General features: G+C 43.8%; 20 protein-coding genes and 1 riboswitch. Of the genes, 9 read left to right on the top strand and 11 right to left on the bottom strand.

Features of this window, described 5'->3' with window-relative positions:
* Nucleotides 1–76 precede the first annotated feature (76 nt).
* From B5X77_RS04850 to B5X77_RS04825, 5 genes are all read left to right on the top strand, one after another.
* Nucleotides 77–2,122, top strand: a complete 2,046-nt coding sequence (locus B5X77_RS04850) for an extracellular catalytic domain type 1 short-chain-length polyhydroxyalkanoate depolymerase (RefSeq protein WP_079505626.1) — start codon at nt 77–79, stop codon at nt 2,120–2,122.
* Between the two features lie 270 nt (nt 2,123–2,392).
* Nucleotides 2,393–4,045, top strand: coding sequence for a M20/M25/M40 family metallo-hydrolase (locus B5X77_RS04845; protein WP_079505624.1), 1,653 nt, complete (start codon nt 2,393–2,395; stop codon nt 4,043–4,045).
* 162 nt (nt 4,046–4,207) lie between these two features.
* The gene (locus B5X77_RS04840) at nt 4,208–5,866 is read left to right on the top strand and encodes a glutamine--tRNA ligase/YqeY domain fusion protein (RefSeq protein ID WP_079505622.1); all 1,659 of its coding nucleotides are present in this window, start codon (nt 4,208–4,210) and stop codon (nt 5,864–5,866) included.
* Between the two features lie 883 nt (nt 5,867–6,749).
* A complete protein-coding gene (locus B5X77_RS04830; protein ID WP_079505618.1) occupies nt 6,750–7,247 on the top strand; it encodes a GNAT family N-acetyltransferase in 498 nt (165 codons plus the stop codon).
* An 89-nt stretch (nt 7,248–7,336) separates the two neighbouring features.
* Nucleotides 7,337–7,687, top strand: a complete 351-nt coding sequence (locus tag B5X77_RS04825; protein ID WP_079505616.1) for a hypothetical protein — start codon at nt 7,337–7,339, stop codon at nt 7,685–7,687.
* A gap of 46 nt (nt 7,688–7,733) precedes the next feature.
* Here B5X77_RS04825 and B5X77_RS04820 read toward each other — a convergent pair whose 3' ends face one another.
* Nucleotides 7,734–10,079 carry an immune inhibitor A domain-containing protein gene (locus B5X77_RS04820; protein WP_079505911.1) on the bottom strand — a complete coding sequence of 782 codons (2,346 nt, stop codon included), beginning with the start codon at nt 10,077–10,079 and terminating at the stop codon, nt 7,734–7,736.
* 299 nt (nt 10,080–10,378) lie between these two features.
* Here B5X77_RS04820 and B5X77_RS04815 point away from each other — a divergent pair, with 299 nt between their 5' ends.
* Nucleotides 10,379–11,323 carry a Gfo/Idh/MocA family protein gene (locus B5X77_RS04815; protein ID WP_079505614.1) on the top strand — a complete coding sequence of 315 codons (945 nt, stop codon included), beginning with the start codon at nt 10,379–10,381 and terminating at the stop codon, nt 11,321–11,323.
* A gap of 42 nt (nt 11,324–11,365) precedes the next feature.
* Here B5X77_RS04815 and B5X77_RS04810 read toward each other — a convergent pair whose 3' ends face one another.
* Nucleotides 11,366–11,860, bottom strand: a complete 495-nt coding sequence (locus tag B5X77_RS04810) for an NUDIX hydrolase (protein WP_079505612.1) — start codon at nt 11,858–11,860, stop codon at nt 11,366–11,368.
* Between the two features lie 141 nt (nt 11,861–12,001).
* On the opposite strand from B5X77_RS04810, the gene B5X77_RS04805 reads away from it, so the two are divergent.
* Both B5X77_RS04805 and B5X77_RS04800 read left to right on the top strand, forming a co-directional pair.
* Nucleotides 12,002–12,364 carry a hypothetical protein gene (locus tag B5X77_RS04805; protein WP_079505610.1) on the top strand — a complete coding sequence of 121 codons (363 nt, stop codon included), beginning with the start codon at nt 12,002–12,004 and terminating at the stop codon, nt 12,362–12,364.
* A gap of 171 nt (nt 12,365–12,535) precedes the next feature.
* A complete protein-coding gene (locus B5X77_RS04800) occupies nt 12,536–14,197 on the top strand; it encodes a PAS domain-containing sensor histidine kinase (protein ID WP_079505608.1) in 1,662 nt (553 codons plus the stop codon).
* A gap of 32 nt (nt 14,198–14,229) precedes the next feature.
* On the opposite strand, the gene B5X77_RS04795 is transcribed toward B5X77_RS04800, so the two are convergent.
* Nucleotides 14,230–14,460: an excisionase family DNA-binding protein gene (locus tag B5X77_RS04795; protein WP_079505606.1), complete on the bottom strand. Its 231-nt coding sequence runs from the start codon at nt 14,458–14,460 to the stop codon at nt 14,230–14,232.
* A gap of 5 nt (nt 14,461–14,465) precedes the next feature.
* The gene (locus B5X77_RS04790) at nt 14,466–15,050 is read right to left on the bottom strand and encodes a DUF1836 domain-containing protein (RefSeq protein WP_079505604.1); all 585 of its coding nucleotides are present in this window, start codon (nt 15,048–15,050) and stop codon (nt 14,466–14,468) included.
* Between the two features lie 133 nt (nt 15,051–15,183).
* Between B5X77_RS04790 and trhA the strand changes: the two genes are divergently transcribed.
* Nucleotides 15,184–15,831 (top strand): PAQR family membrane homeostasis protein TrhA, encoded by a 648-nt coding sequence (gene trhA, locus B5X77_RS04785; RefSeq protein ID WP_079505602.1) that lies wholly within the window; start codon nt 15,184–15,186, stop codon nt 15,829–15,831.
* 72 nt (nt 15,832–15,903) lie between these two features.
* Here trhA and alaP read toward each other — a convergent pair whose 3' ends face one another.
* The 7 genes from alaP to B5X77_RS04750 all read right to left on the bottom strand — a co-directional run bounded on the left by alaP (nt 15,904) and on the right by B5X77_RS04750 (nt 22,073).
* The gene (gene alaP / locus B5X77_RS04780) at nt 15,904–17,295 is read right to left on the bottom strand and encodes an alanine permease AlaP (protein WP_079505600.1); all 1,392 of its coding nucleotides are present in this window, start codon (nt 17,293–17,295) and stop codon (nt 15,904–15,906) included.
* Nucleotides 17,296–17,605: 310 nt separating this feature from the next.
* Nucleotides 17,606–18,220, bottom strand: a complete 615-nt coding sequence (locus tag B5X77_RS04775; RefSeq protein ID WP_079505598.1) for an exonuclease domain-containing protein — start codon at nt 18,218–18,220, stop codon at nt 17,606–17,608.
* 104 nt (nt 18,221–18,324) lie between these two features.
* Entirely contained in the window at nt 18,325–18,828 is a 504-nt protein-coding gene (gene thiW / locus B5X77_RS04770; protein ID WP_079505596.1) for an energy coupling factor transporter S component ThiW, read from the bottom strand.
* A gap of 2 nt (nt 18,829–18,830) precedes the next feature.
* Complete coding sequence (thiE, locus tag B5X77_RS04765; protein ID WP_079505594.1) at nt 18,831–19,481, bottom strand: thiamine phosphate synthase; 651 nt, start codon at nt 19,479–19,481, stop codon at nt 18,831–18,833.
* The gene (gene thiD, locus B5X77_RS04760) at nt 19,454–20,290 is read right to left on the bottom strand and encodes a bifunctional hydroxymethylpyrimidine kinase/phosphomethylpyrimidine kinase (RefSeq protein ID WP_079505592.1); all 837 of its coding nucleotides are present in this window, start codon (nt 20,288–20,290) and stop codon (nt 19,454–19,456) included. Before thiD ends, thiE begins: the two co-directional genes overlap by 28 nt.
* A gap of 194 nt (nt 20,291–20,484) precedes the next feature.
* Complete coding sequence (gene thiM, locus B5X77_RS04755) at nt 20,485–21,297, bottom strand: hydroxyethylthiazole kinase (RefSeq protein WP_079505590.1); 813 nt, start codon at nt 21,295–21,297, stop codon at nt 20,485–20,487.
* Nucleotides 21,298–21,311: 14 nt separating this feature from the next.
* Nucleotides 21,312–22,073 carry a 3-oxoacyl-ACP reductase gene (locus tag B5X77_RS04750; RefSeq protein WP_079505588.1) on the bottom strand — a complete coding sequence of 254 codons (762 nt, stop codon included), beginning with the start codon at nt 22,071–22,073 and terminating at the stop codon, nt 21,312–21,314.
* Between the two features lie 70 nt (nt 22,074–22,143).
* A riboswitch (TPP riboswitch) is annotated at nt 22,144–22,253 on the bottom strand.
* Nucleotides 22,254–22,273: the final 20 nt, after the last annotated feature.

Here is a 22,273-nt window from a genome sequence, read left to right as displayed (position 1 = left end):
CTTTTATGCAAATGCCGCAGAACTTTAGAAGTGATGTTCATCTTTTAGACAATTAACAATTAAAGGAGGAATAATAATGAAGTTTAGTATCGAGAAAAAACAGGTAAACATCTTGGTCGTTCTGTTTATCCTTATCTTGTCTTCCTTGTTCCCCATGGCGAAAGAAACAAATGCGGCAGGGCAGTTTCTAACTTATAGCTATAATAGTAAAAGCTATAAAGTTTACGTACCAAGCGGATACCAAAGCGGAACCCCTATCCCGGTCATAATGATGCTCCATGGCTGTACCCAAGATCCTAACCAATTTGCTTCCGGCACAAAAATGAATACGATTGCTGAAAGAGAAACATTCATTGTTGTTTATCCCGATCAACCATCCTCAGCAAACCAAAATAAGTGCTGGCGCTGGTTCCTGCCTGATCACCAAGCACGCGGGTACGGAGATCCTGCCCATATTGCGGGTATTACTGACCAAGTCAAAAAAAATTTCAGTGTAGATGAGGAGAGAGTATTTGTTGCTGGCCTTTCGGCAGGTGCCGCCATGTCGGTGATTATGGGGGCAGCTTATCCGGATGTCTTTGCTGCAGTTGGTGTCAGTTCTGGATTGGAATACAAAGCCGCTACTACAGAAACCAATGCATGGAGTGCGATGTCAAGCGGTGGTCCAGATCCTGTCCAGCAAGGGACTGCTGCATATAAAGCCATGGGATCTTACGCTAGAATAGTTCCAACCATTGTTTTTCATGGAACCTCTGATTACACCGTTTATCCAATAAACGGTCATCAAGTTGCATCCCAATGGGCACAAACAAATGATTTAGCTTCCGATGGAATGGATAATAATAACATCGATGATGTCGCTGATGAAACCATTCACGGCTCGGTAACCGGGGGAAGGTCCTATACCAAGTATAAATACAATGACTCTAATGGAAGAACTCTAGTAGAAAAATATATTGTAGATGGAATGGGCCATGCTTGGTCTGGCGGAGATACAACAGGCTCTTACACAGACCCTCAAGGCCCAGACTCAAGTGAACTCATGTGGAATTTCTTCAAAAACAACCCAAAGAAGGGAGTCGATAGTATTGCACCACAAACAGCAGCCACTCCCCCTGGCGGAACATATGGAGGAGCGGTAACAGTCGAATTATTAGCGAATGAACCATCAACAACCTACTATACCACTGACGGAAGCACGCCTTCCACTGGCTCATCCAAATACTCTTCTCCCTTAGTTATTAGTTCGAATACAACTTTAAAGTTTTTCAGTGTGGATGCTGCAGGCAACAAAGAGGCGATAAAAACAGAAACCTATACTTTTGAGGGACAGTCGGATATCACACCTCCTGTGACTTCGGCCACTCCTGCTGGCGGCTCGTATTCAGGCTCTGTTTCAGTTGAATTAGCGGCAAATGAACTAGCCACTACTTATTTTACAACGGACGGAACTACTCCTACTGAGAGTTCAACAGTTTATAACAGTAAAATAAACATCACATCTGATACTGTTCTAAAGTTTTTCAGTGTTGACCAAACTGGAAATAAGGAAGCAGTCAAGACCGAAACGTACGATATCATTACAGCCAGCAAAACTCTAACCTTATCGAGCCTTGCTTCAGAAGATGGTTTTACAGGAATGTACTTAGCAGATGGACTTAGTACAGCTGCTAGCAAAGTTGGCGACAAAGGGATGAGCAATCGCGATACATTCAGGACAATTTTATCTTTTGATACAAGCTTACTTCAGGATGATGCCAATATATCCAGCGCGAAGCTTAGAGTATATCGAAAATCTTTATCAGGGTCTGTTAGCTCTCTTTCAGTAAGTTTAGTAAAAGGGTACTGGGCAACTTCCAGCAATCTAGAGCAAGGGGATTATAATGCGGCGCCCTCGCCTGCAGGCTCGATTGATTTTGCGACAATGCCTATTCCCGTTGCAGATAACGAATACTCAGAAATCAACATTCCTGTATCTCTCCTTGATATGGTCAATAAGACTGGCAGAACACAGTTCCGACTAAAAGCCGATACGCTCGCCGATTTTGCTTCTGATATTTTAAATCTATATGGAGGAGAAACACCTGAATTTGCACCTCAATTAATTGTGTCATTTAATTAAGTTAGACTGTTAAAGAAATCCCCTACCGCCGACCATGTGCAGCAATCACTCATATGCTGGGACACAATTTGCGAATTAAAAAACAGATATAATCCCTTTTTCGATCCTATATCTGCATTATCTAACAAAGCTAAGTGTTGGAATCCCCTATCCGCAATAGGGGATTTTTTCTATAATAGTTGGGGACAGCCATTTTTTTCTATTGTGTTTCCTGTTAATATACGTTACTTTGTTGGTAAAAGCTGAATTTTCAGAAAGGAGATGCTTTGGATGCTTGACTGCCAGGATGAAGTTTTGTTTTACACAAAGCAGCTTGTGAACATCGGGAGCATTGTCAATACAAATGGAGAGAACGAAATTGCCCAGGCACTTTATACGATGATTTCATCGTTTCCTTATTTTATAGAGAATCCCACCCAGGTCATCAAACCGCAGACTCAGAATGATGTACTTGAAAGGTACAATGTATTGGCTTTTGTAAAAGGAACAAAAGGCAAAAGCAACCGTACCGTCATTTTGATAGGGCATCTTGATACGGTCGGGATTGATGATTTTACTCAGCTTTCCGGCCTGGCGTTTAATCCAGATGAACTCCTTATTGAGTTGAAAAAGGAAAAACTTCCTCCTCTAGTGAAGGAGCACGCTGAATCGGGTGACTGGATGTTTGGGCGCGGGGTGCTTGATATGAAGAGCGGGGTCGCCTCCAATCTCTATCTTCTGAAATACTATTCAGAGCATCCGGAAGATTTGGATGGAAACCTGGTTTTTTTATCGGAATGTGATGAAGAGGACAGCTCGTACGGGATCCTGTCAGCGGTCAAAAACTTAAATGCCTGGAAAGAAGAACATGGCTTTGAATACGTTGCTGCGATCAATAGTGATTTTGTCTCACCAAGATTTCCCGGGGACAAGAACCGCTATATCTATAAAGGCACTGTCGGAAAGCTTCTGCCTTCTTTTTTTATAACTGGCTCTGAAACCCATGTTGGTTCAGCGTTCGAAGGCTTGGATCCCAACCTGATTGCCGCTGAATTGACAAGGCAAATCGACTACAACCCTGACCTCTGCAACGAGGCACTCGGGGAAACGACGATGCCTCCCGTGTCTTTAAAGCAAATGGATCTCAAGCCGAACTATACCGTGCAAACGGCACTGTCTGCTTATGTTTATTACAATTTCTTTATCCACTCCTGGACGCCCAAGGATGTCCTTGTTAAATTGAAGGAGCAGGCTAAGATCGCTTTTGAAAATGCATTGAAGTTATATGAGGAACGTTATCAGCAATTTTGCCAGCTCAGCGGTGAGCCTTCGAGGGAGCTTCAATGGCAGCCGAGGGTGATGACCTATGAAGAAATGGAATCGGAATTGATCAGGGTACATGGCACGGAATATACGGCCCATATGGTTGAGTTCAAAGAAAACCTTCTTCTTGATGCCACCCTTGATTTAAGGATGTACGCAGCCAGAGTCGTCGAGGAAGCATGGAAGTGGATGCCAGATCAGAGTCCCGCAATCATTGTTTTCTACTCTTCACTCTATTCGCCAAGAATTGAAGTGACTGGCGAAACTGAGGATGAGCGAAATCTGATTGAGGCTGTGGATGCAGCTGTTAAAAAGGTTCAGCCAGAATATGAGGAACCAATTGTGGTTCGCAGTTTCTTTCCTTATATATCCGATATGAGCTTTGTTGCATTGAGTGATGATGACGAAGCACTGGATTCTGCCTCCCGCAATAACCCTAGCTGGGGTACGAAATTTTTTGTGGACTACCAGGAAATCCGCGAACTGAATGTCCCTGTGGTCAATATCGGGCCACACGGGCTGGATGCCCATAAACGCTACGAACGGATGGAAATAGACTACTCCGTTAAAATCGTTCCGAATTTGACCAACGAGGTCATTAAGTATGTACTGGCAAAATAATTAGCAGGTGCCTTGTTCCAGGGCGCCTTTTTTGTACAAACATAGCCATACACCTCTTGTTTTTCCGCTTTTTTCTTATTACTATATAGTTCAGTGGAAATATATTAAAGTAATCATTAAAATAGACATAATGAGACTGATCAAAGGAAAGGCTGATTTCAATTGGAAGAAAACTCTAACTTTATAAAAACAATCATTAAAGAAGATTTGGAGAGCGGCAAGCGTGATAAAGTCGTGACGCGGTTCCCTCCAGAACCGAACGGATACTTACATATCGGTCACGCGAAATCCATCGTGATCAATTTTGGGCTTGCTGATGAATTCGGCGGCACGACAAACCTCCGTTTCGATGACACGAACCCGCTGAAGGAAGACCAGGAATTCGTAGATTCCATTAAGGAAGATGTTGAATGGCTCGGTTATGAATGGGAAGGTTTGTTCTTTGCTTCCAATTATTTCGATGAAATGTACGACCGCGCTGTCCTGTTGATCAAAAAGGGATTAGCTTATGTGGATGATTTGTCAGCCGATGAAATTCGCGAATATCGCGGCACACTGTCTGAGCCTGGCAAAGAAAGTCCGTATCGCAACCGTTCAGTGGAAGAAAATCTTGAGTTGTTCGAACGCATGAAGAACGGCGAATACGCAAATGGTGAAAAGGTTCTGCGCGCGAAAATTGACATGTCTTCACCAAACATCAATCTTCGCGACCCGGTCATCTATCGAATTTCGCATGCAACACACCATAACACTGGGGATAAATGGTGCATTTATCCAATGTACGCTTTCGCCCACCCTCTTGAGGATGCTATCGAAGGTGTCACCCATAGCTTGTGCACAACCGAGTTCGAAGACCAGCGTCCGCTTTACGACTGGGTTGTCCGCGAGTGTGAAATGGAAGCAACTCCACAACAAATTGAATTTGGCCGCCTCAACCTGACAAACACGGTAATGAGCAAGCGCAAACTGAAGCAGCTTGTAGAAGAAGGATATGTTGATGGCTGGGATGATCCTCGTCTGCCAACGATTTCCGGCCTAAGAAGACGCGGTTTCACACCGGATGCAATACGTGAATTCGTAAAAGCAGCTGGAGTATCAAAAGGATTCTCAACCGTTGACGCCCAAATGCTTGAACACTTTGTACGCGAAGACCTTAAGCTGAAGTCACCACGTACGATGGGAGTGCTTCGTCCGTTGAAAGTTGTCATTACCAACTATCCTGAAGGAGAAGTGGAATGGCTGGATGCCGAAATTAATCCCGAGAACCCGGAAATGGGCACTCGTAAGATCCCATTCACCCGCGAGATTTATGTCGAGCAGGACGATTTCATGGAAAATCCGCCAGCGAAGTACTTCCGACTGTTCCCTGGTAATGAAGTCCGTCTTAAGCACGCTTATTTTATTAAATGTAATGATGTAATCAAGGATGAAAATGGCGAAGTGGTTGAGCTTCATTGCACCTATGATCCAGAAACAAAAAGCGGTTCAGGCTTCACTGGCCGCAAGGTAAAAGGAACACTGCACTGGGTTGACGCAACCCACGCATTGCCGGCAGAATTCCGTCTGTATGAGCCGTTGATTTTGGACGAAGATGCAGATAGTGACAACGAGGCTGAAAACAAAACCTTCCTGGATCAGGTGAACGAAAAATCCCTTGAAATCCTGAACGGTTTTATCGAACCAAATATGAAGGACGCCAAGGCACAGGACAAATTCCAGTTCTTCCGCCACGGCTACTTCAACGTCGATCCGAAACATACGACAGATGACAAAAAAGTCTTCAACCGTATCGTTTCGCTCAAGAGTTCGTTTAAGCTTTAATATATGGATTAGATAAGTAGCCTCCCCGGGTTTTGTTGGATTCGGGGAGGTTTTTTTGGAGGATAGACTTTGCAGGTGGGCTGGATGGGCAATAGGCAGCTTTTCTGTGTGCCCATCAAAACCTGTCTTAATAGTGTATGATTCTTGACAGCTTTCATGGGCTTCCCACCAAACCTGTCTTAATAACGGGTTATTTTTGACAGCTTTCACAGGCTTCTCACCAAACCTGCCTGAAGGTGCTCCCTCTTTGGACAGCTTTTCCCCTTTCACCTCCCAACCTGTCTAAAGTTGCTCACTCTTTGGACAGCTTTTCCCCTTTCTTCCTCCAACCTGTCTAAAGTTGCTCTCTCTTTGGACAGCTTTTGCCCGTTCTCCTCCAAACCTGTCTGAAGTTGCTTCCTCTTTGGACAGCTTTTCCCCTTCCTCCCTCCAACCTGTCTGAAGTTCCTTCCTCTTTGGACAGCTTTTGCCCGTTCTCCTCCAAACCTGTCTAAAGTTGCTTCCTCTTTGGACAGCTTTTGACCGTTCTCCTTCAAACCTGTCTAAAGTTGCTTCCTCTTTGGACAGCTTTTGCCCTTTCTCCTCCCAACCTGTCTAAAGTTGCTTCCTCTTTGGACAGCTTTTCCTCTTTCACCTCCCAACCTGTCTGAAGTTGCTTCCTCTTTGGACAGCTTTTGCCCGTTCTCCCTCTAACCTGTCTGAAGTTGCTTCCTCTTTGGACAGCTTTTGCCCGTTCTCTTAGAAATCTGTCAGAAGTTATTCCTGCTTCTGACAGTAATCGCGCTTATACCTTGAAATCTGTCCGAACTTACTTTTCTTAGAGGGAATCCGGCTTTAAATCTAGAATTGAATTAAACAACCAATTTAGACAGAGGTGACCATTATGGAAATTCGAAGATTAGATGGCAGGGCTGCTGAGAGTTATCGGGCTCTCCGCCATGAAGCCTTGATTAAGAATCCAGAGGCTTTCGGCTCCAGTTATGAAGATGAGAAGCATCTGGGTGAGTCTGATTACGGTGAAAGGCTTGATAATAAACTTTCTTATACATTTGGCGCGTTTGACGATGGTCAGTTGGCCGGTGTTGTTACTCTTGTCCCAGATATAAAAGTAAAGCTGAAACACCGTGCGAACATCTTTGCCATGTATGTTACTTCCTCACATCGCGGTAAGGGCGCTGGCAGGGAACTAGTAAAAACAGCGATCCAACAGGCCAGAGAATTAAGCAGAATTGAACAGATATACCTCGCCGTCAATGCCAGCAATGAACCTGCTAAAAAGCTCTATTACTCTCTCGGATTCAGAACATACGGGGTTGATAAGAATGCGTTGGTCATTGATGGCAGCTATCATGATGAAGAATTGATGGTGCTATTTTTGTAGAAGAGGCCAATATTGGCCTTTTTTTCATGTTTATTTTTTGCTGAAAAAGGAAGTAGGTAAAGGATGAGTTTTTTGAAAGGAGAATGCACATGTTTTTAGATGCGTATGTTAATCAAAAGGTTCAAGTTAAACTGAAAAATTTTCCCGAAAATATGATTGGCGAGATTACAGGTATCTATCAACCCGATGAATGGTACCTGGTAAAACTGATCCATACTGAGAGTATGGGAATTTGGGTTGAGAACCCATGCTACAAACGGACTCCAGTTCAAAAAGAAGATGGCACCGTCATACCTTCCGAAGACCAGGTCGAAGAAACCTGCATAACCCACCTGTTCCTTCGTTGGGAATACATCGCCTCGGTCATTACCTTCCCTGACTCGGATGCCAAGGCTGACAAAAAAGCGAAGCTCATTGGGTTCCAGCCTGATATTGATTAGAGATATACAAAAACGCTGCCGAAAATCCGGCAGCGTTTCTTTTTTTTTACTTAAAGATTAATACTTTACCAACTGTACCGTCAGCACTTTGTCCAACAACGCGGAATTTCAAGCCGTATTTAGTTACATTACGGCCGGCATCTACAAGACCTGGATTGCTATAATCTGCGCTATCATCGAACAATGGGTTGCGCTTAGTATAATTGTCCTTCATAGTAAACTGTCCTGGATAGTTCAAGAACATTTTTTCGGATTTTTCAAGTCCAAATGCAGCATCGTGTACTTGGTAGCGAGTAGAACCTACAGCTCCATCACTCCAATAATTAGTATGCTGGTCCGCATCGACTACTCCAAGATATCCATCCCCAGGGTGATCACCTGTCCAGTTGTTATCATAAGTTTCATCTACATACCATACGACTAACCCTGGATCATAGGACATAATCGTTGCCCCACGACGAATGTTTTTCAAGCCTTCATCGACACCATTATGGGATCTCCACTCAAGAAGATAATAATGATCGGTAGTATACTTTCCATCATGCTTTTCAAACCCGTTTAATGAAAATTTAGGTTCTCCCTCGGCACCATCAGAGAATACTTCATTCCCATCTGCCGTTACCTTGATGTTATCAGCAAAGAATCCATCTAGATTTGTCGCCCAGTCCGTCATTGAACGGAACTGAAGCTGGATTTTTTGTCCGGCATACTTACTTAGATCAATTGTTTCGTGAACCCAGCCTTTACTTGATCCAGTATAACCAGGAAGATTGTTTTTGATATCTGGATATCCATTAGGATCCACAGTAGATGTTGTTCTACCACTTGATAAAGACTCCCATGTTCCCCCACCATCGGTCGATACTTGAACCATTGCATAATCCCAATCCTGCTCAATATTATACCAGGCATCAAAATCGAGGGTTGCAGCAGTTGCACCACTTAAATCTATTGCAGCTGACATTTTGTGGTCAACTTCATCTCCTTTGCCGCCATAGTATTCATATGATCCTGCAGCTGGTGTGTTCAATACGTTTACTTTTTTCGGAAGGTTAACTCGTACCGCATCATTATTGGTGCCTTTAGTAACACCTTCGTCAAGTAAAACATTTGTGCCTGCACTTGTAATATCATCAGAATTCAATGTTGTTCCACTTAACCAATTACCACCGTGCCATAGTTGGAGTTTTTCTTTTGCATATGGACTGAATCCTGGTGGCTCTGTTCCGCCAATCTTACCTGCCCAGCTGCCGCTTGCCATAACAGACCAGTAAGCAACTGCTTCGCCTGCACCGCTATAGACAGTGTCATATTCATCTGGCAGTCCTAAATCGTGGCCAAATTCGTGAATGAAGACGCCAGCCGCTCCATCTTCTGGCTCGATTGTATAGTCATAAGCCCCTAAAAGGCCTCCAAAACGATCACTGTTTGAACTACCACCCGGTACCGCAACAAGTCTACCGAGATTCCAACGGTGTGACCAGATTGCATCCCCGCCAAGTGAACCGCCGCCTGCTTCTTCACCTACTCCTGCATGAATAACCATTAAATGGTCAATGAGTCCGTCTGGCTCATTGTAAACACCATCACCATCATAGTCGTCGCGATCCCAAACATCATACTCACTTAGATTAACGTTTGGATCTTGGCCAGCTTTCGTAAGTGCTTCATAAACTAACGTACGCGGACGGGCATCACTGCCATCTGGAGCCGGGTAATTACCGCCATAATATGCCGCTGGATGATCTGCTGTATACCAGCCAGCCACTTCACCATCAACTGTATAGCTGCCGCCAGATTGTTGTTCATAATACTGTTTCATAGAGACGAATTTCTCGCCATTTGGACCATCGTAACCACCTTTGCCAAATGCCATGTTTTGGAAATGCTCATCAGAATAGTTATCATAATAAAAACCTGTCTCTTCTGGAGTAATAGTATTATGGGCGTAATCAGGGAAATCGATTTTAAGTATTAGAACCTTATCTGATCGAACCTCTCCGTTGTATCCCTCTTCTTGCACCCCATCCACAGTATTCTTCTTAGCCTGTCCAAGTTTATTCCCTTTGCCTTTAGTCAGGCTGTCGCTATTTGGTTTTTCCGCACCTTTTTTAAGCTGTCCAAGTGATTCTGGCAACTTATCCTTCGTCTTACCGGAATTAGCAGCTTTCGCTTTTAAGTATTTCTGCAATCCCTTCTCAGCCTCAGCAGGAGTTGCATCCTTAGCGATTTTTCCTTCTTTCTTCAGCATTTCTATCAATCTCTCATCGTTTGCGATGCCTAAATCGATTGGTGCTCCTCCATGGGTCTGGTAACTCGGCTTTTCAACAGCTTTGACTGTAGCGGGTCCAGCAGACGCGAATGAAAGCGTGCTTGCGAGCATTGCGGTCATCGTAATGCTCGACAGGACCTTAAGACCTAGATTTTTCTTCAAATTCCTACCCCTTTCCATTAATAAAATCTTTTAATATGTAGTGCATTATTATTTTAGCAATTAAACTATTTATTTACAATATTATTAATTATCAAATAATTATACAAATTCCCTGTTTTTCTACCACGCAATAACCAAAATCGTGATGATATCGACCTATAATTCGACATTGAAAAATTTAGACTTACTAAACTATTGAATTTTTAAAATAGTTTGTATAATGAAGAAAAAGAACTAACAGATTTGGAGGTCTTGCTATGTTAAAAGTCGGAGTGATTGGTCTTGGCGCGATTGGCCAGAGGCTGATCAAAGGATTTCAGAGTCACCATGAAACTGAAATTGCAGCGGTATGTGATACTGTGGAGGAAAGGACAAATGAGATTGCTGCGGAATTGGGCGGGATTCCGGCATTTACGAACCATAAAGAAATGCTTGATAACACTAAACTGGACCTTGTTTATGTCGCGGTGCCGCCGAAGTTCCACCATGCTGTCGCTTCTGATGTAATCGAGAAAGGAATACATATTTTATGTGAGAAACCGCTGGCTAACTCAGTTGAAGAAGCGGAGAGTCTATTAAAAAAGGCACAAGATGCTGGTATTGTCCATGCGATGAATTTCCCGCTGAATTACAGTGCCGGCAGCAGGACTTTTGAAAGGTTAATTAAGGATAATTATGTTGGCGAGCTGCGGAGAGTTCAATTGAAGATGCACTTTCCTGAATGGCCGCGACCGTGGCAGCAGAATGCCTGGGTTGCGAGCAAGGAACAGGGTGGTTATGTACTGGAGGTTGGCGTCCACTTCATCCAGCAGCTGCAGAAGATTTTTGGCATTGTTAAAGTAAAAGATGTCCAATTGCAATTTCCGCAAGATCCGCAGGCAAGCGAGATTGCGATTTTGGCTTTATTGGAATTATCCGATGGTACTCCAGTACTGATTGATGGCATGAGCCAGATTGCAGGCAAGGAGGAAATTGCCTTTACCGCTTTTGGGAACCAAGGAACTTTATCACTGCTGAATTGGGCACAACTTGAAGGGGGCAAGCTTGGCGAAGACATTTTGCCATTGCACGCTGATGATTCCCTGACAGATTCATTGGTTGATCATCTTGTAAAAGCGATAAAAGGCGAGGATTCGATCATCATTGATTTTGCTGCAGGGTATGATGCTCAGGTCGTATTGGAGCAACTTAGAAAAGGATGAGAACGCGGTGATCGCGTTCTCTTTTTTATGCATCTCTTCCGCTTAAGCTTTCACCCATCCCTCATCCCACTGGAACTCAGTCTTGTCACGATCCGTTACCACAAAAATGCTTTCAGGATAAGGTAAGGCTAATTCCGGCCTATTTTCCGCACTGAAGTAACACAGCTCTGCTGTCTCGCTGTCGATTGGACTGTGGTCACCTCCTGTGATTCTGCATTCAAACACGAACACCACATATTCGACCTTGTGGCCATTTGGATATTCATAGCGATAGTCCTTGCCGCCAAATATACCGAGCAATTTTTCCGGGACTACCTTCAGTCCGGTTTCTTCCCACACCTCACGGATAACCGCTTCAGCAGGTGCTTCGCCTATTTCGATCGCTCCTGCAGGCAGGCTCCATTTCTCTCCATTGCCCTTATTCTGGAACAAAACTTCGCCCGCTGTATTCCTGATGATTCCGGCTACGCTGGGCATGAATATCAGGTCACCTCCTATTTTACTTCTAAGTGCCTGATAGTAACTTGACATTCCCATTAATCTCACCACCTGAATATCCTTTCGCTGTACCTCATGTTTTTTCCTTCTTTATGTAAAAGCCTTGCACCCTCCGCGTTCACCCACATACTCTATAATGATTTTATTCTCAGGGACGTTTTTCAAAAGGAGTGTACCCGTATGAATCCTTATCAAATCTACAATCCACAGTATTATGATCCCTATACACACTATGATTTTGATTACTATTCACAACAGCAGAACTTCGACCGGCAGCCAGCTCTGGAACGTAGAGTGAACCAGCTTGAACGGCAATTACAGGTTCAAAAGACAGAGCTTGACCGGCAGAACAAAGAGATGGGCCGCCAAAACAGAGAGATTGCCAGACTCAATAAAGAAATTGGCCGTCTTAACAATGAGGTCACCCGTTTGAGCCAAAATGACGAGCGGCATACCCGTCGTTTAAACCGTTTGAATCAGAGGCTGCGGACCGTGGAGAACCGGCTGAATATACCTTTCCAGGCTACTGATGGCGAATTTTAATCATGAAATGCATAGGAGCGAAGCTATTTCGATCCTATGCATGTTTTTCCATTTAATAGAAATGCTAATATGGAAATATTCTTCATTTTAATTGACAAAATTGTGCTACTATAGATTAGTAACCCTATTTGAAATCATGTAGGCCTATTCGCTTACTTTAGGAGTCAAGATATGAAAAAAAAGCAATATGTCCTTATCTTTTTCATTATGAGCATTGTCTGGATTTTCGGGACAAACTATCTGCTCAATTTATACGCACCTTCCGACTTTGTTACAGTGATTGAACATTCGAAGGAAATTCTCTATGTTTTACTCGCAGGATGGTTTTTCTATTATTTCATTTCGAAGATGGAAGAATTGAGTGCTGCTAAAGAAGAAGAGAAGAGACTCTCCACACTGATCAATTCGATGGTTGATTTTGTCAACTTCAAAGATGGAGAAGGCCGCTGGATCCAGGCCAATGATTTTGGCTTAAAACTATTCGATATTGAGAATATTGACTATAGAGGAAAAAAGGACTCAGAGCTTGCAGAGTACAGCAAATATTTCGGCGATGCCCTGAGGTATTGCGAGATTTCCGATGAAGAGGCCTGGAAAGCCGGCGGAATCATCCGTGTTGAGGAATTCCTGCCGCAGCCGGATGGGACGGTCAAAACATTTGATACAATAAAAGTCCCTCTATTCAATGATGATGGCAGCCGTCAAGGGTTAGTCATCATCGGCCGGGACAGTACGGAACGGAAAAATGTTGAGACGCTTCTTGAAGAAAGCCGCCAGCAATATCGTTCCCTGTTTGAATATAGCCCTGATATTGTTTCGATGCTTGACTTGAACGGAACAATCACTAATCTGAATCCGCAGTTCGAAGTAATAACTGGATTCAGCCGTAGTGAATATATTGGAAAAAACATTACTGACTTGCTTCCAGAGACCCATAGGGACAGAGTATGGGCCAAGGTATCGAGCGTTGTGGAAAATCGCTGTCCGCAGATGTTCGAGCTGGAGATGACTCATAAGAACGGAAAACAGCTTATTTTCCAGAGCACCTCACTTCCGATTATCGTGAATGATAAAATTGCCGGCATTATCTGTAATTCAAGGGATGTGACAGAGCTGCGCGAGACAGAAGAGCGTCTTCGCAGGACAGACAAACTGTCCGTCGTCGGTGAGTTATCCGCAAGTGTTGCGCATGAAATCCGCAATCCGCTTACATCCTTAAAAGGCCTGGTACAGCTGCTTCAGGTGGAGGATGAAAAGCACCAGCTTTACTACCAAATCATGATCGATGAACTCAACAGGATTAATCATATAGTCAGTGAATTGCTGCTGTTGGCCAAGCCCCAGCAAATCAAATACACAGAAGCTGACCTGCAGATGATTTTACATGATGTGATTTCCCTGTTGAAAACTGAGGCGAGTCTCCATAATATTCAAATCGAGTTCCAGGTCAAAGGTCACCGAGCCATGATTGAATGTGAACCAAACCAGCTTAAGCAGCTGTTCATCAACATTGTTAAGAATGCCATCGAAGCTTCTTCTGCAGGAGATGTCGTTGTCATCACGCTCGACAGCTTTGATAATAAGGTCTCGATCAATATCAAGGACGAGGGTGTAGGAATCTCGAAAGAATTGCTTGAAAGAATTGGTGAACCTTTCTACTCTTCCAAAGAAAAAGGAACCGGACTGGGGATGACCGTGAGCTTTAAAATCGTCCAATCCCATAATGGCACCATAAAGTTTGACAGTGAGCCAGAAAAGGGAACAGAGGTTACCGTCCAATTGCCAATCAAGCATGAAGACAAAATGAAGAATGTCGAAAAAGCAGCCAAATAAAAACGCGAAAGGACTTGTCCTCTCGCGTTTTTTTAATCCTCATCTTTTATGTCAATATCTTCAGGAACTGGCTCACTCATCATTTCCTCGACCAGTTTTTTGTATTTCTCTACCTGCTTAAGATGGGTGTTAAATTGGTCTCTATAAATCAGGTACTGCTCTCCATCATGAATTGCCCTGATTTTCCGCTGTAAGATCAGGTTCTCGACCTGTGCCTCTGGCATCGACAAATATTCTGCTGTTTCTTTTACTGTTAAATACACTTGGTTCAGTCCTTTTTAGCGTTTTTCGCCGCAAGCTGGTCTACAAGCTTCTCGGCCGTCTTTCTGTAAAAATTGCTGATATTTATTAACGATGCTATCAATAATACTATCTCGAGCTCCTCTGATTCATCTGCCTCAAGAGTGCTTACTTCTTGTTTAACGTCCTGCTCCATTTGAAGAACGTCATCCTTAAAGATCTCGATATTTTTTTCATGCAGCCTTAAATAACTCTGATAAAACTGGTTCAATTCAAACTGCCCTGACTCGGTCCTCTGGTTGATGCCTTCAAGTGTCTGCTTGATATCCTGGATGGATAAGCCGCCTTTCAGCTGGTAAATTAAGCTGATCAGAATTAAATGTTCCTTTGAATACTTTTTATTTTTTATCGGAAGGAACAGCTTCCCTTTCGCGTAATTGTTGATCATTGTTTTCGTCAGGACCTTTTCTCCTTCATTCCTTGTTGAACTTCCGAAATTCCTTTCGAACAGCTGGATTACCTGATCCATATACAAGTCGAGTTCAGGGATGTCCTCAAGCGCGATATTGCTTTCAAGATTAAGCTGATCAAGCAGGTTAGCTAAATTAGTCAATATGAATCCCTCATGTTTTTTGTTTTTATTATAATGCAAAAAAAGAATATCGTAAACATTGACTACTTGGTGTAATCATAATATCATTATAAGTAGTTATAAAAACTACATAACGATATATGGAGGTTTTAAAATGAACAGCTATATCCGCGAACCTATTAATGGCCTTACCCACCTGGCCGGTGCTTTGTTATCTTTTGCTGGGCTTCTTGCGTTAGTCATCAAAGCTTCAATGACAGATGGCTCAGCCCTGGCGATTACTTCTGTGATAATTTTTGGCCTAAGCATGATTCTCCTTTATACTGCTTCAGCGACCTATCACATGGTCATAAGCAAGGATGGCGTCATTGCTTTTCTTCGAAAAATCGACCATTCGATGATTTTCCTCTTGATTGCCGGAACCTATGCACCGTTCTGCCTGATCAGTTTAAAAGGATTAACGGGCTGGACGCTTTTTGGCATCATCACATTTGTAGCTTTGTGCGGCATTCTTTTTAAAATGATTTGGTTCAGGAGCCCAAGATGGCTTTCGACTTCGATTTATATCGTAATGGGCTGGATGGTGATTTTCGTTGTCTCTCCCCTCTCCTCCGTGCTTAATCCAGCGGGAATATTCTGGCTGGTTGCCGGTGGAATCTTATATACCATTGGCGGCGTCATTTATGCCTTAAAACCGGATTTCCTGCGTTCAAAGCATCTGGGTTTCCATGAAATCTTCCACATTTTCATCATGCTCGGAAGCCTTGCCCATTTTTTCAGTGTCTATTTTTACGTATTATAAGAGCCCTAGGGGGCAGAAACTATCATTAAAAAAATGCGCCTGCTCTTCAAAAAGGAAGAACAGACGCATTTTTTACCCTATATTTGTATTGTTAATTGCATGATCCTTTTTATGAAATCCTTTAGCATAGTATACTCCTGTAAGAAGAGCGAGCCAAAGCGGCCCGATGAAAAGGGCAACTCTTGTGTCAGGACTAAAGGCCATCAGTACGATTACAAAAGCCAGGAACGCCAATGATAGATAGGAAGTGAACGGGAACAATGGCAGCTTATATTTCAGCTTGTCCACTTCATTCTGACGCAGACTCTTGCGGTAACGAATTTGTGAAAGCAGAATGATCGCCCAGGTCCAGATAGCTCCAAACGTCGCAATACTTGTCACCCAGGCAAAGACTTTCGCTGGGACAACATAATTCAAGACGACTCCAATCAGCAATGCTCCAGCAGAAGCCAGAATGGCAAAACCAGGGACTCCATTCTTCGTCAACTTGCTGAATTTCTGTGGTGCTTCCCCGTGATTGGCAAGATTAAACAGCATCCGTCCTGTGCTGAAAATCCCGCTATTGCAGGATGATAGGGCAGCAGTCAATACGACGAAATTTATGATACCAGCTGCAGCAGGAATTCCTAATTGTTCAAAAGTGAGTACAAAAGGACTTCCCTTTTCCCCGATTTCATTCCATGGGTAGATAGACATAATCACGAATAATGCGCCGACATAGAATATCAGGATGCGCCAGAATACTGAATCGATGGCTCTCGAAAGTGATTTCTCAGGATTTTTGACTTCACCTGCCGTTATCCCGATCATCTCGATTCCCAGGTAGGCAAACATGACCATTTGCAATGATAAGAGAACACCTTTAATCCCATTAGGGAAAAAGCCGCCATTCTCCCATAAGTTTTGGATGCCTGTAGCAATTCCGCCATTGCCGATTCCCCAGAATATCATTCCTGCCCCTGAAACAATCATCGCTAAAATAGTGACAATCTTAATCAGGGCAAACCAAAATTCAAGTTCCCCATAAGCTTTCACAGCCAGGAAGTTGACTGACGCCATGATCAATAGAGCAGCAAGCGCCCATATCCATCGAGGTATTTCCGGAAACCAGTATTCCATGTATATACCGACTGCAGTGATCTCCGCCATGCCAGTAACAATCCATAGAAACCAATAGTTCCAGCCAGTAATATACCCTGCCAAAGGACCAAGATAGTCCCTGGCATATTTGCTGAATGATCCGGAAACAGGCTTTTGGATTGCCATTTCCCCTAGCGCCCTCATAATGAAGAACATGATCATTCCACTGAAAGCATAACCCAGCAAGATTCCTGGACCCGCTAACTTGATGGCAGTCGCTGAACCGAGAAATAGTCCAACCCCAATTGCTGCGCCTAAAGACATCAACGTAATATGCCTTTGCTCCAACCCCCGCTGCAGTTCATTTCCTTTTGTTTTTTTCATGGTGTCTCCCCTTGTTTTTAATTTCTGATTGTAATTTCATCATAATATCCTTCTCTGCTGGTACTACATCCTTAGTTAATTAGAAACCCCATTCCTAAGGGAATGTAACCCCTTTCTTATACACATTCAGAAACAAATTTAAACCTCATTTTCCAAAAAATTATTATCCTTAAAAAATTTCCCTGTGCCATTTTACCATGAAACAACCTCATTAGAAATATGCAAATATTCTCATAAAGCAAAAAGCCTTTTCTACCATCACATGGTCGAAAAGGCAGACGATATATTTTTACATTTTTTACGATATATCCTAGTAAAACATCCGTCTTCTTTGTTTTGCGGCAGGCTGGTACTTCCTCATCGGTCCATAATCCAGCACTTCTTTTAAATAATAATCACCGTTTGGATTTTGCTGCTTTAGCAGTTCCGTCAAATATGTAATGTCATCCATTGCCCTGTGGGTCTGGTACTTCGAAATATTGTGTGCCTGCAATAATGTCAACAGCTTGCTATTAGGGAAGCCATGGTTTTTCCATTGCACATTCTTCATCGTGCAATACCACTGCATCTCATTGACCTCGGGATACATCCTGAACAGGAAACTTCTGTCAAAGGAAGCATTATGGGCAAAAATAGCATCGGTGCGATTAAAATAATCCATGATTCTCTCATCGTAAAATGTTTTCCCGCGTACCATATCATAATGAATTCCATGAATCCGATAGGCCCTGTCATAATTTCTTTGTGCTGTTATAGATAATGGCTCCCTTAAATAAGAATCTTCATCCAGAACCTCGATAATTTCCCCTGTTTCTTCATGAAAAGAAAACAGCTTCAGCGCCAATTCTATGATTTCATCCGAGTCGGGACCCAATCCGGTTGTCTCCACGTCCACTACCAATCCAAGCTTGTTCTCTGTGCTCAAAAATTGTCACCCTTTTCAGCTGGTATATATGAATCTATTTATAATCATATAGGAGGATTCCCTCCATTTCCAGCTTAAGCAAACTGGATGAAAACATTTCCAGATTACAGCTTGCCAGCCATCTCTATTCTGCCGGCTGCATTTTTCATAAATATTTTCAGAAGAACAAATCCAATCGCCGCCCCGGCAAGTGAGCTCGCAAAAAATGCTGGAACGAGGCCAAATAAAGCCGCTTCCTTGCCAAGGAAAAGCACAGCAATTGGATAACAGGCTATCGCTCCTATAACTCCAGTGCCAACTATTTCTCCTAAAAACGCAAACCCCATTTTCTTCGTCTTTTTATATAAATATGCTGCCAGAAGAGCGCCAATCATGCTTCCGGGAAAAGCGAAGACTGAACCAGTCCCCATTACATTCCTAAGCAATGATATACCCAGCGCCTGTGCAACTGCATAATATGGCCCAAGCAGCACTGCAGACAATACATTGATAAGATGCTGCACTGGGAACACCTTGACAATGCCTAGCGGAATATATAACAAGTGGCTGGTCAATGTGCCAATTGCGATCATCATGGCTGTAAGGGTAAGCTTTTGTGTAGGTCTCATTTTTACCTCCCTATAACCTTTTCTTTTAATCTGGCTGCAGCTTCCTTGATGTCAGCTGCATGACTGATCGCTGTTATCACAGATACTCCGTCCGCCCCGGTATTCATTACATCGACCGCATTATCTGCATTGATTCCACCAATCCCGACAAGCGGCATTCCTAAATCCTTGATTCCCTCTAATATTGCTGTTCCCTGGACAGCCCTGGCGTCCTTCTTAGTCGCTGTTGCAAAAATCGGGCCAATACCTAAATAATCTGCACCAGCTAGCTTTGCTGTTTCAGCCTCCTCCAGACTGTGCACGGAAACCCCAAGGATCTTATCACCGATTTGTTTGCGGACCTGTATGGCGTCTTCATCCTCCTGACCGATATGAACACCATCTGCATCTAGTTCCAGGGCCAGCTCAATATCATCATTCACAATGAACGGGATACCGTTTTCCTTGCAAATTCTATGCAGCCTCCTTCCCATCTCCATCTTCTCTAGGTCGTCCAGACAGCCTTCGCCTTTTTCACGGTATTGAAAAATCGTGATTCCTCCGTGAATGGCTTGCTCAAGAACGTGAATGGGATCCTTTAAACAATTCGTGCTGCCTGTGATAAAATAAACCTTCAGCAAGCTTCTCATTTGTTCTGGACTGATTCTTGCCATGATGTCACCCCGCTTTCCTTTTTCATATTATAGGCCCAGTGATTAGTGGGGCCATGTCCATTTCCGATAGTCAGAGGATGTGCTATAGCTGCCTGGATGAACTTTTTTGCCACTGATACTGCTTCATGTACAGAAGATCCTTTCGCAAGCTCGGCAGTTATCGCGGCAGAAAATGTACAGCCTGTTCCATGGGTGTTCTTCGTCTCAATCCTTGGAGCGGAAAAGTAGGCAAATTCACTTCCGTCAAAAAGGAGATCAACGGATTCGTTTGTTCCCTCGTCATGCCCGCCTTTTATAACTACATTTTTAGCTCCGAGCTTATGAATGAGTTTTGCCGCTTCCTTTTTCTCATCGATACTGTGAATAGACATCCCTGTCAGCACCTCGGCTTCGGGGATATTCGGAGTGATGATGAGACAGAGCGGAAGCAAATGGGTTTTAAGCGCCGCAACAGCCTCCTGCTGGAGCAATGATGCTCCGCCTTTCGCAATCATAACCGGATCGACAACCACCCTTTCCCAGCCAAACTGCTTTATCTTTTCCGCCACCGCTTCGATGATGGGTGCGTTGAAAAGCATTCCTGTTTTCAAAGCGTCTGTCCCGATATCCTCACCAATTGATTGAATTTGTTTCGCGACTGCTTCTTGTTCCATCGGGAAGACTCCCTGGACACCAAGCGTATTTTGGGCCGTAACAGCGGTGAGTGCAGACATTCCAAAGATCTTCAATTCCTGGAAAGTCTTTAGGTCCGCCTGGATTCCAGCTCCGCCGCCACTGTCCGAACCTGCAATGGTCAGTGCTTTTTTCATGCTGCTCTACCTCCTTTTTTCAAAAGAACTTTTATTAAGGCTCTTTTCTCAAACTTTTTTGCTATTGGCTACAAAATAGGATGGAATTGCCTAAGTTTCTGCACAAAATGAACGCTTATTTAGAGAAAAGAGCTTGCCAACTTCGTACCGACCTACAAAATGGCTATTATTACGTTAAAATCGGCTTCAGGATTTTAATAGTAGTCTTTACGAAATCTGCCCTTGTTATAGATTTCTTCAGCATCGAGATGATACAGCTGATTCAGGAACTCCACCTGAAAACTTCCTGGCCCGTTCAGCGCACTTTTTTCAGCGGCTACTTCGGCTGCTATACCGTAAATAGCAATTGCCCCCGTGGCTGCTTTAAGCAAATCCTTTTCAACTGCAGTGAACGCACCAATTACTGAAGTCAGCAGACATCCAGTCCCTGTTACCTTCGTGAGGATTGGGTGTCCGTTGTGAATGGAAAAAGTGGTTTGCCCATCGGTTACAATATCGTCCTTCCCTGTTAGCGCAACGATGGTCCCCATTTTTTCAGCAGCCGATACGGCAAGCTCCAGAACATCGCCGCTCGCTTCCCCGGCATCCACACCGCGGATGTTCCAGTTTTCACCTGCAACATTGGCAATTTCGGCTGCATTTCCCCTGATAATCGAAATCTCCAATTCTTCCATTAGCATTCTAGCTGTTTCGGTTCGGTATGAAGTCGCACCAGCGCCAACCGGATCCATAATGACCGGAACTCCCTGCTCATTCGCCGCTTTGCCGGCAACCAGCATCGACTCAATCACTTCAGGTCTCAGGGTCCCGATGTTGAGAACCAGGCTCCCTGCCATCCTGGCCATTTCAGCAACCTCTTCACGGGCATAAGCCATAACAGGTGATGCTCCCAGAGCCAGCAATCCGTTAGCAGTAAAATTGGTGACCACCACATTGGTAATGTTGTGTACAATAGGGTTCTCCCTCCGGACTTTTTCCAGCAAGCTTGCAATATCTCTTTTCTCCACTGTAAAACCCTCCTTTAATTCATTACAAGGCCGCCATCAACGACCAGATTTTGTCCTGTAACCGCCCGTGCCCATGGTGATGCGAAGAATACTATCGCATCCGCAGCTTCTGCCGGCTCAGTCACCCTCCTTAACGGTGTGGAAGATTCGATAAGCTGGAACACCTCCTCCGATGTCGCAGAGCTTGCGTCGGTCATTTTCAGCAGCCCGCCAGAAACCATATTGACAGTAACACCATACTTCCCAAGATCATTCGCCATATTTCTGGTAAAACCCAAAAGGGCTGCCTTGCTAGTTGTATAGTCGTGATAGGCGACAACCGGATTTTGGAACAAGTTTGTGCCTATATTGATGATTCTGCCAAAATTCAATTCTTTCATATCGGGAAGTCCTGCCTGGATGGTATTCAAGGCACCGCGAATCGCTCCTTCCAGCTGCTTGTGAAAATCCTCCCAGCCCACTTCAAATGCATCCTTGTTACCTGCGGGGTCAAATTTAAAATTGACAAGTGCGTTATTCACGACTGTCGTAATCGGTACTCCAAAATGCTCTTTTGCCTGCCTGAACAAGCCTTGTACCTGTGAAGGATCTCTTACATCCGCCCGGACAGCAAGGGCTCTTTCCCCAATCATCTCTTCCAGATTCTTCGCTTTTTCTTCATTCTGATAATAGTTGATGACGACTTTCGCACCTTCCCTCGCAAAAGCTTTAACCGTTTCCGCCCCCAGCCCCCGGCTGCCGCCGGTAACTAAAACTACTTGATCTTTTATTTTCATTGAAAAAACCTCCTAAAATATAAAAAGCCAGATCCAAAATGGACCTGGCTTAAAAGCTTAGTAAGAAAAAAGTTTTCTCACACTACTTTCCTACGCTGGTATTACCCAGATCAGGTCCGAAGGGTTAAAAAACTTAGCGTTTTTCTCTCAGCCCGCATCAGGGCACCCCTAGTAGTACATCGAATATTAAGTTGTCTTTA

The sequence above is a fragment of the Mesobacillus jeotgali genome (assembly GCF_900166585.1).
Lineage (GTDB): Bacteria > Bacillota > Bacilli > Bacillales > Cytobacillaceae > Mesobacillus > Mesobacillus jeotgali_A.
Note: the sequence above shows the minus strand (reverse complement) of the source record. Positions and strands in the feature narration are given on the sequence as shown.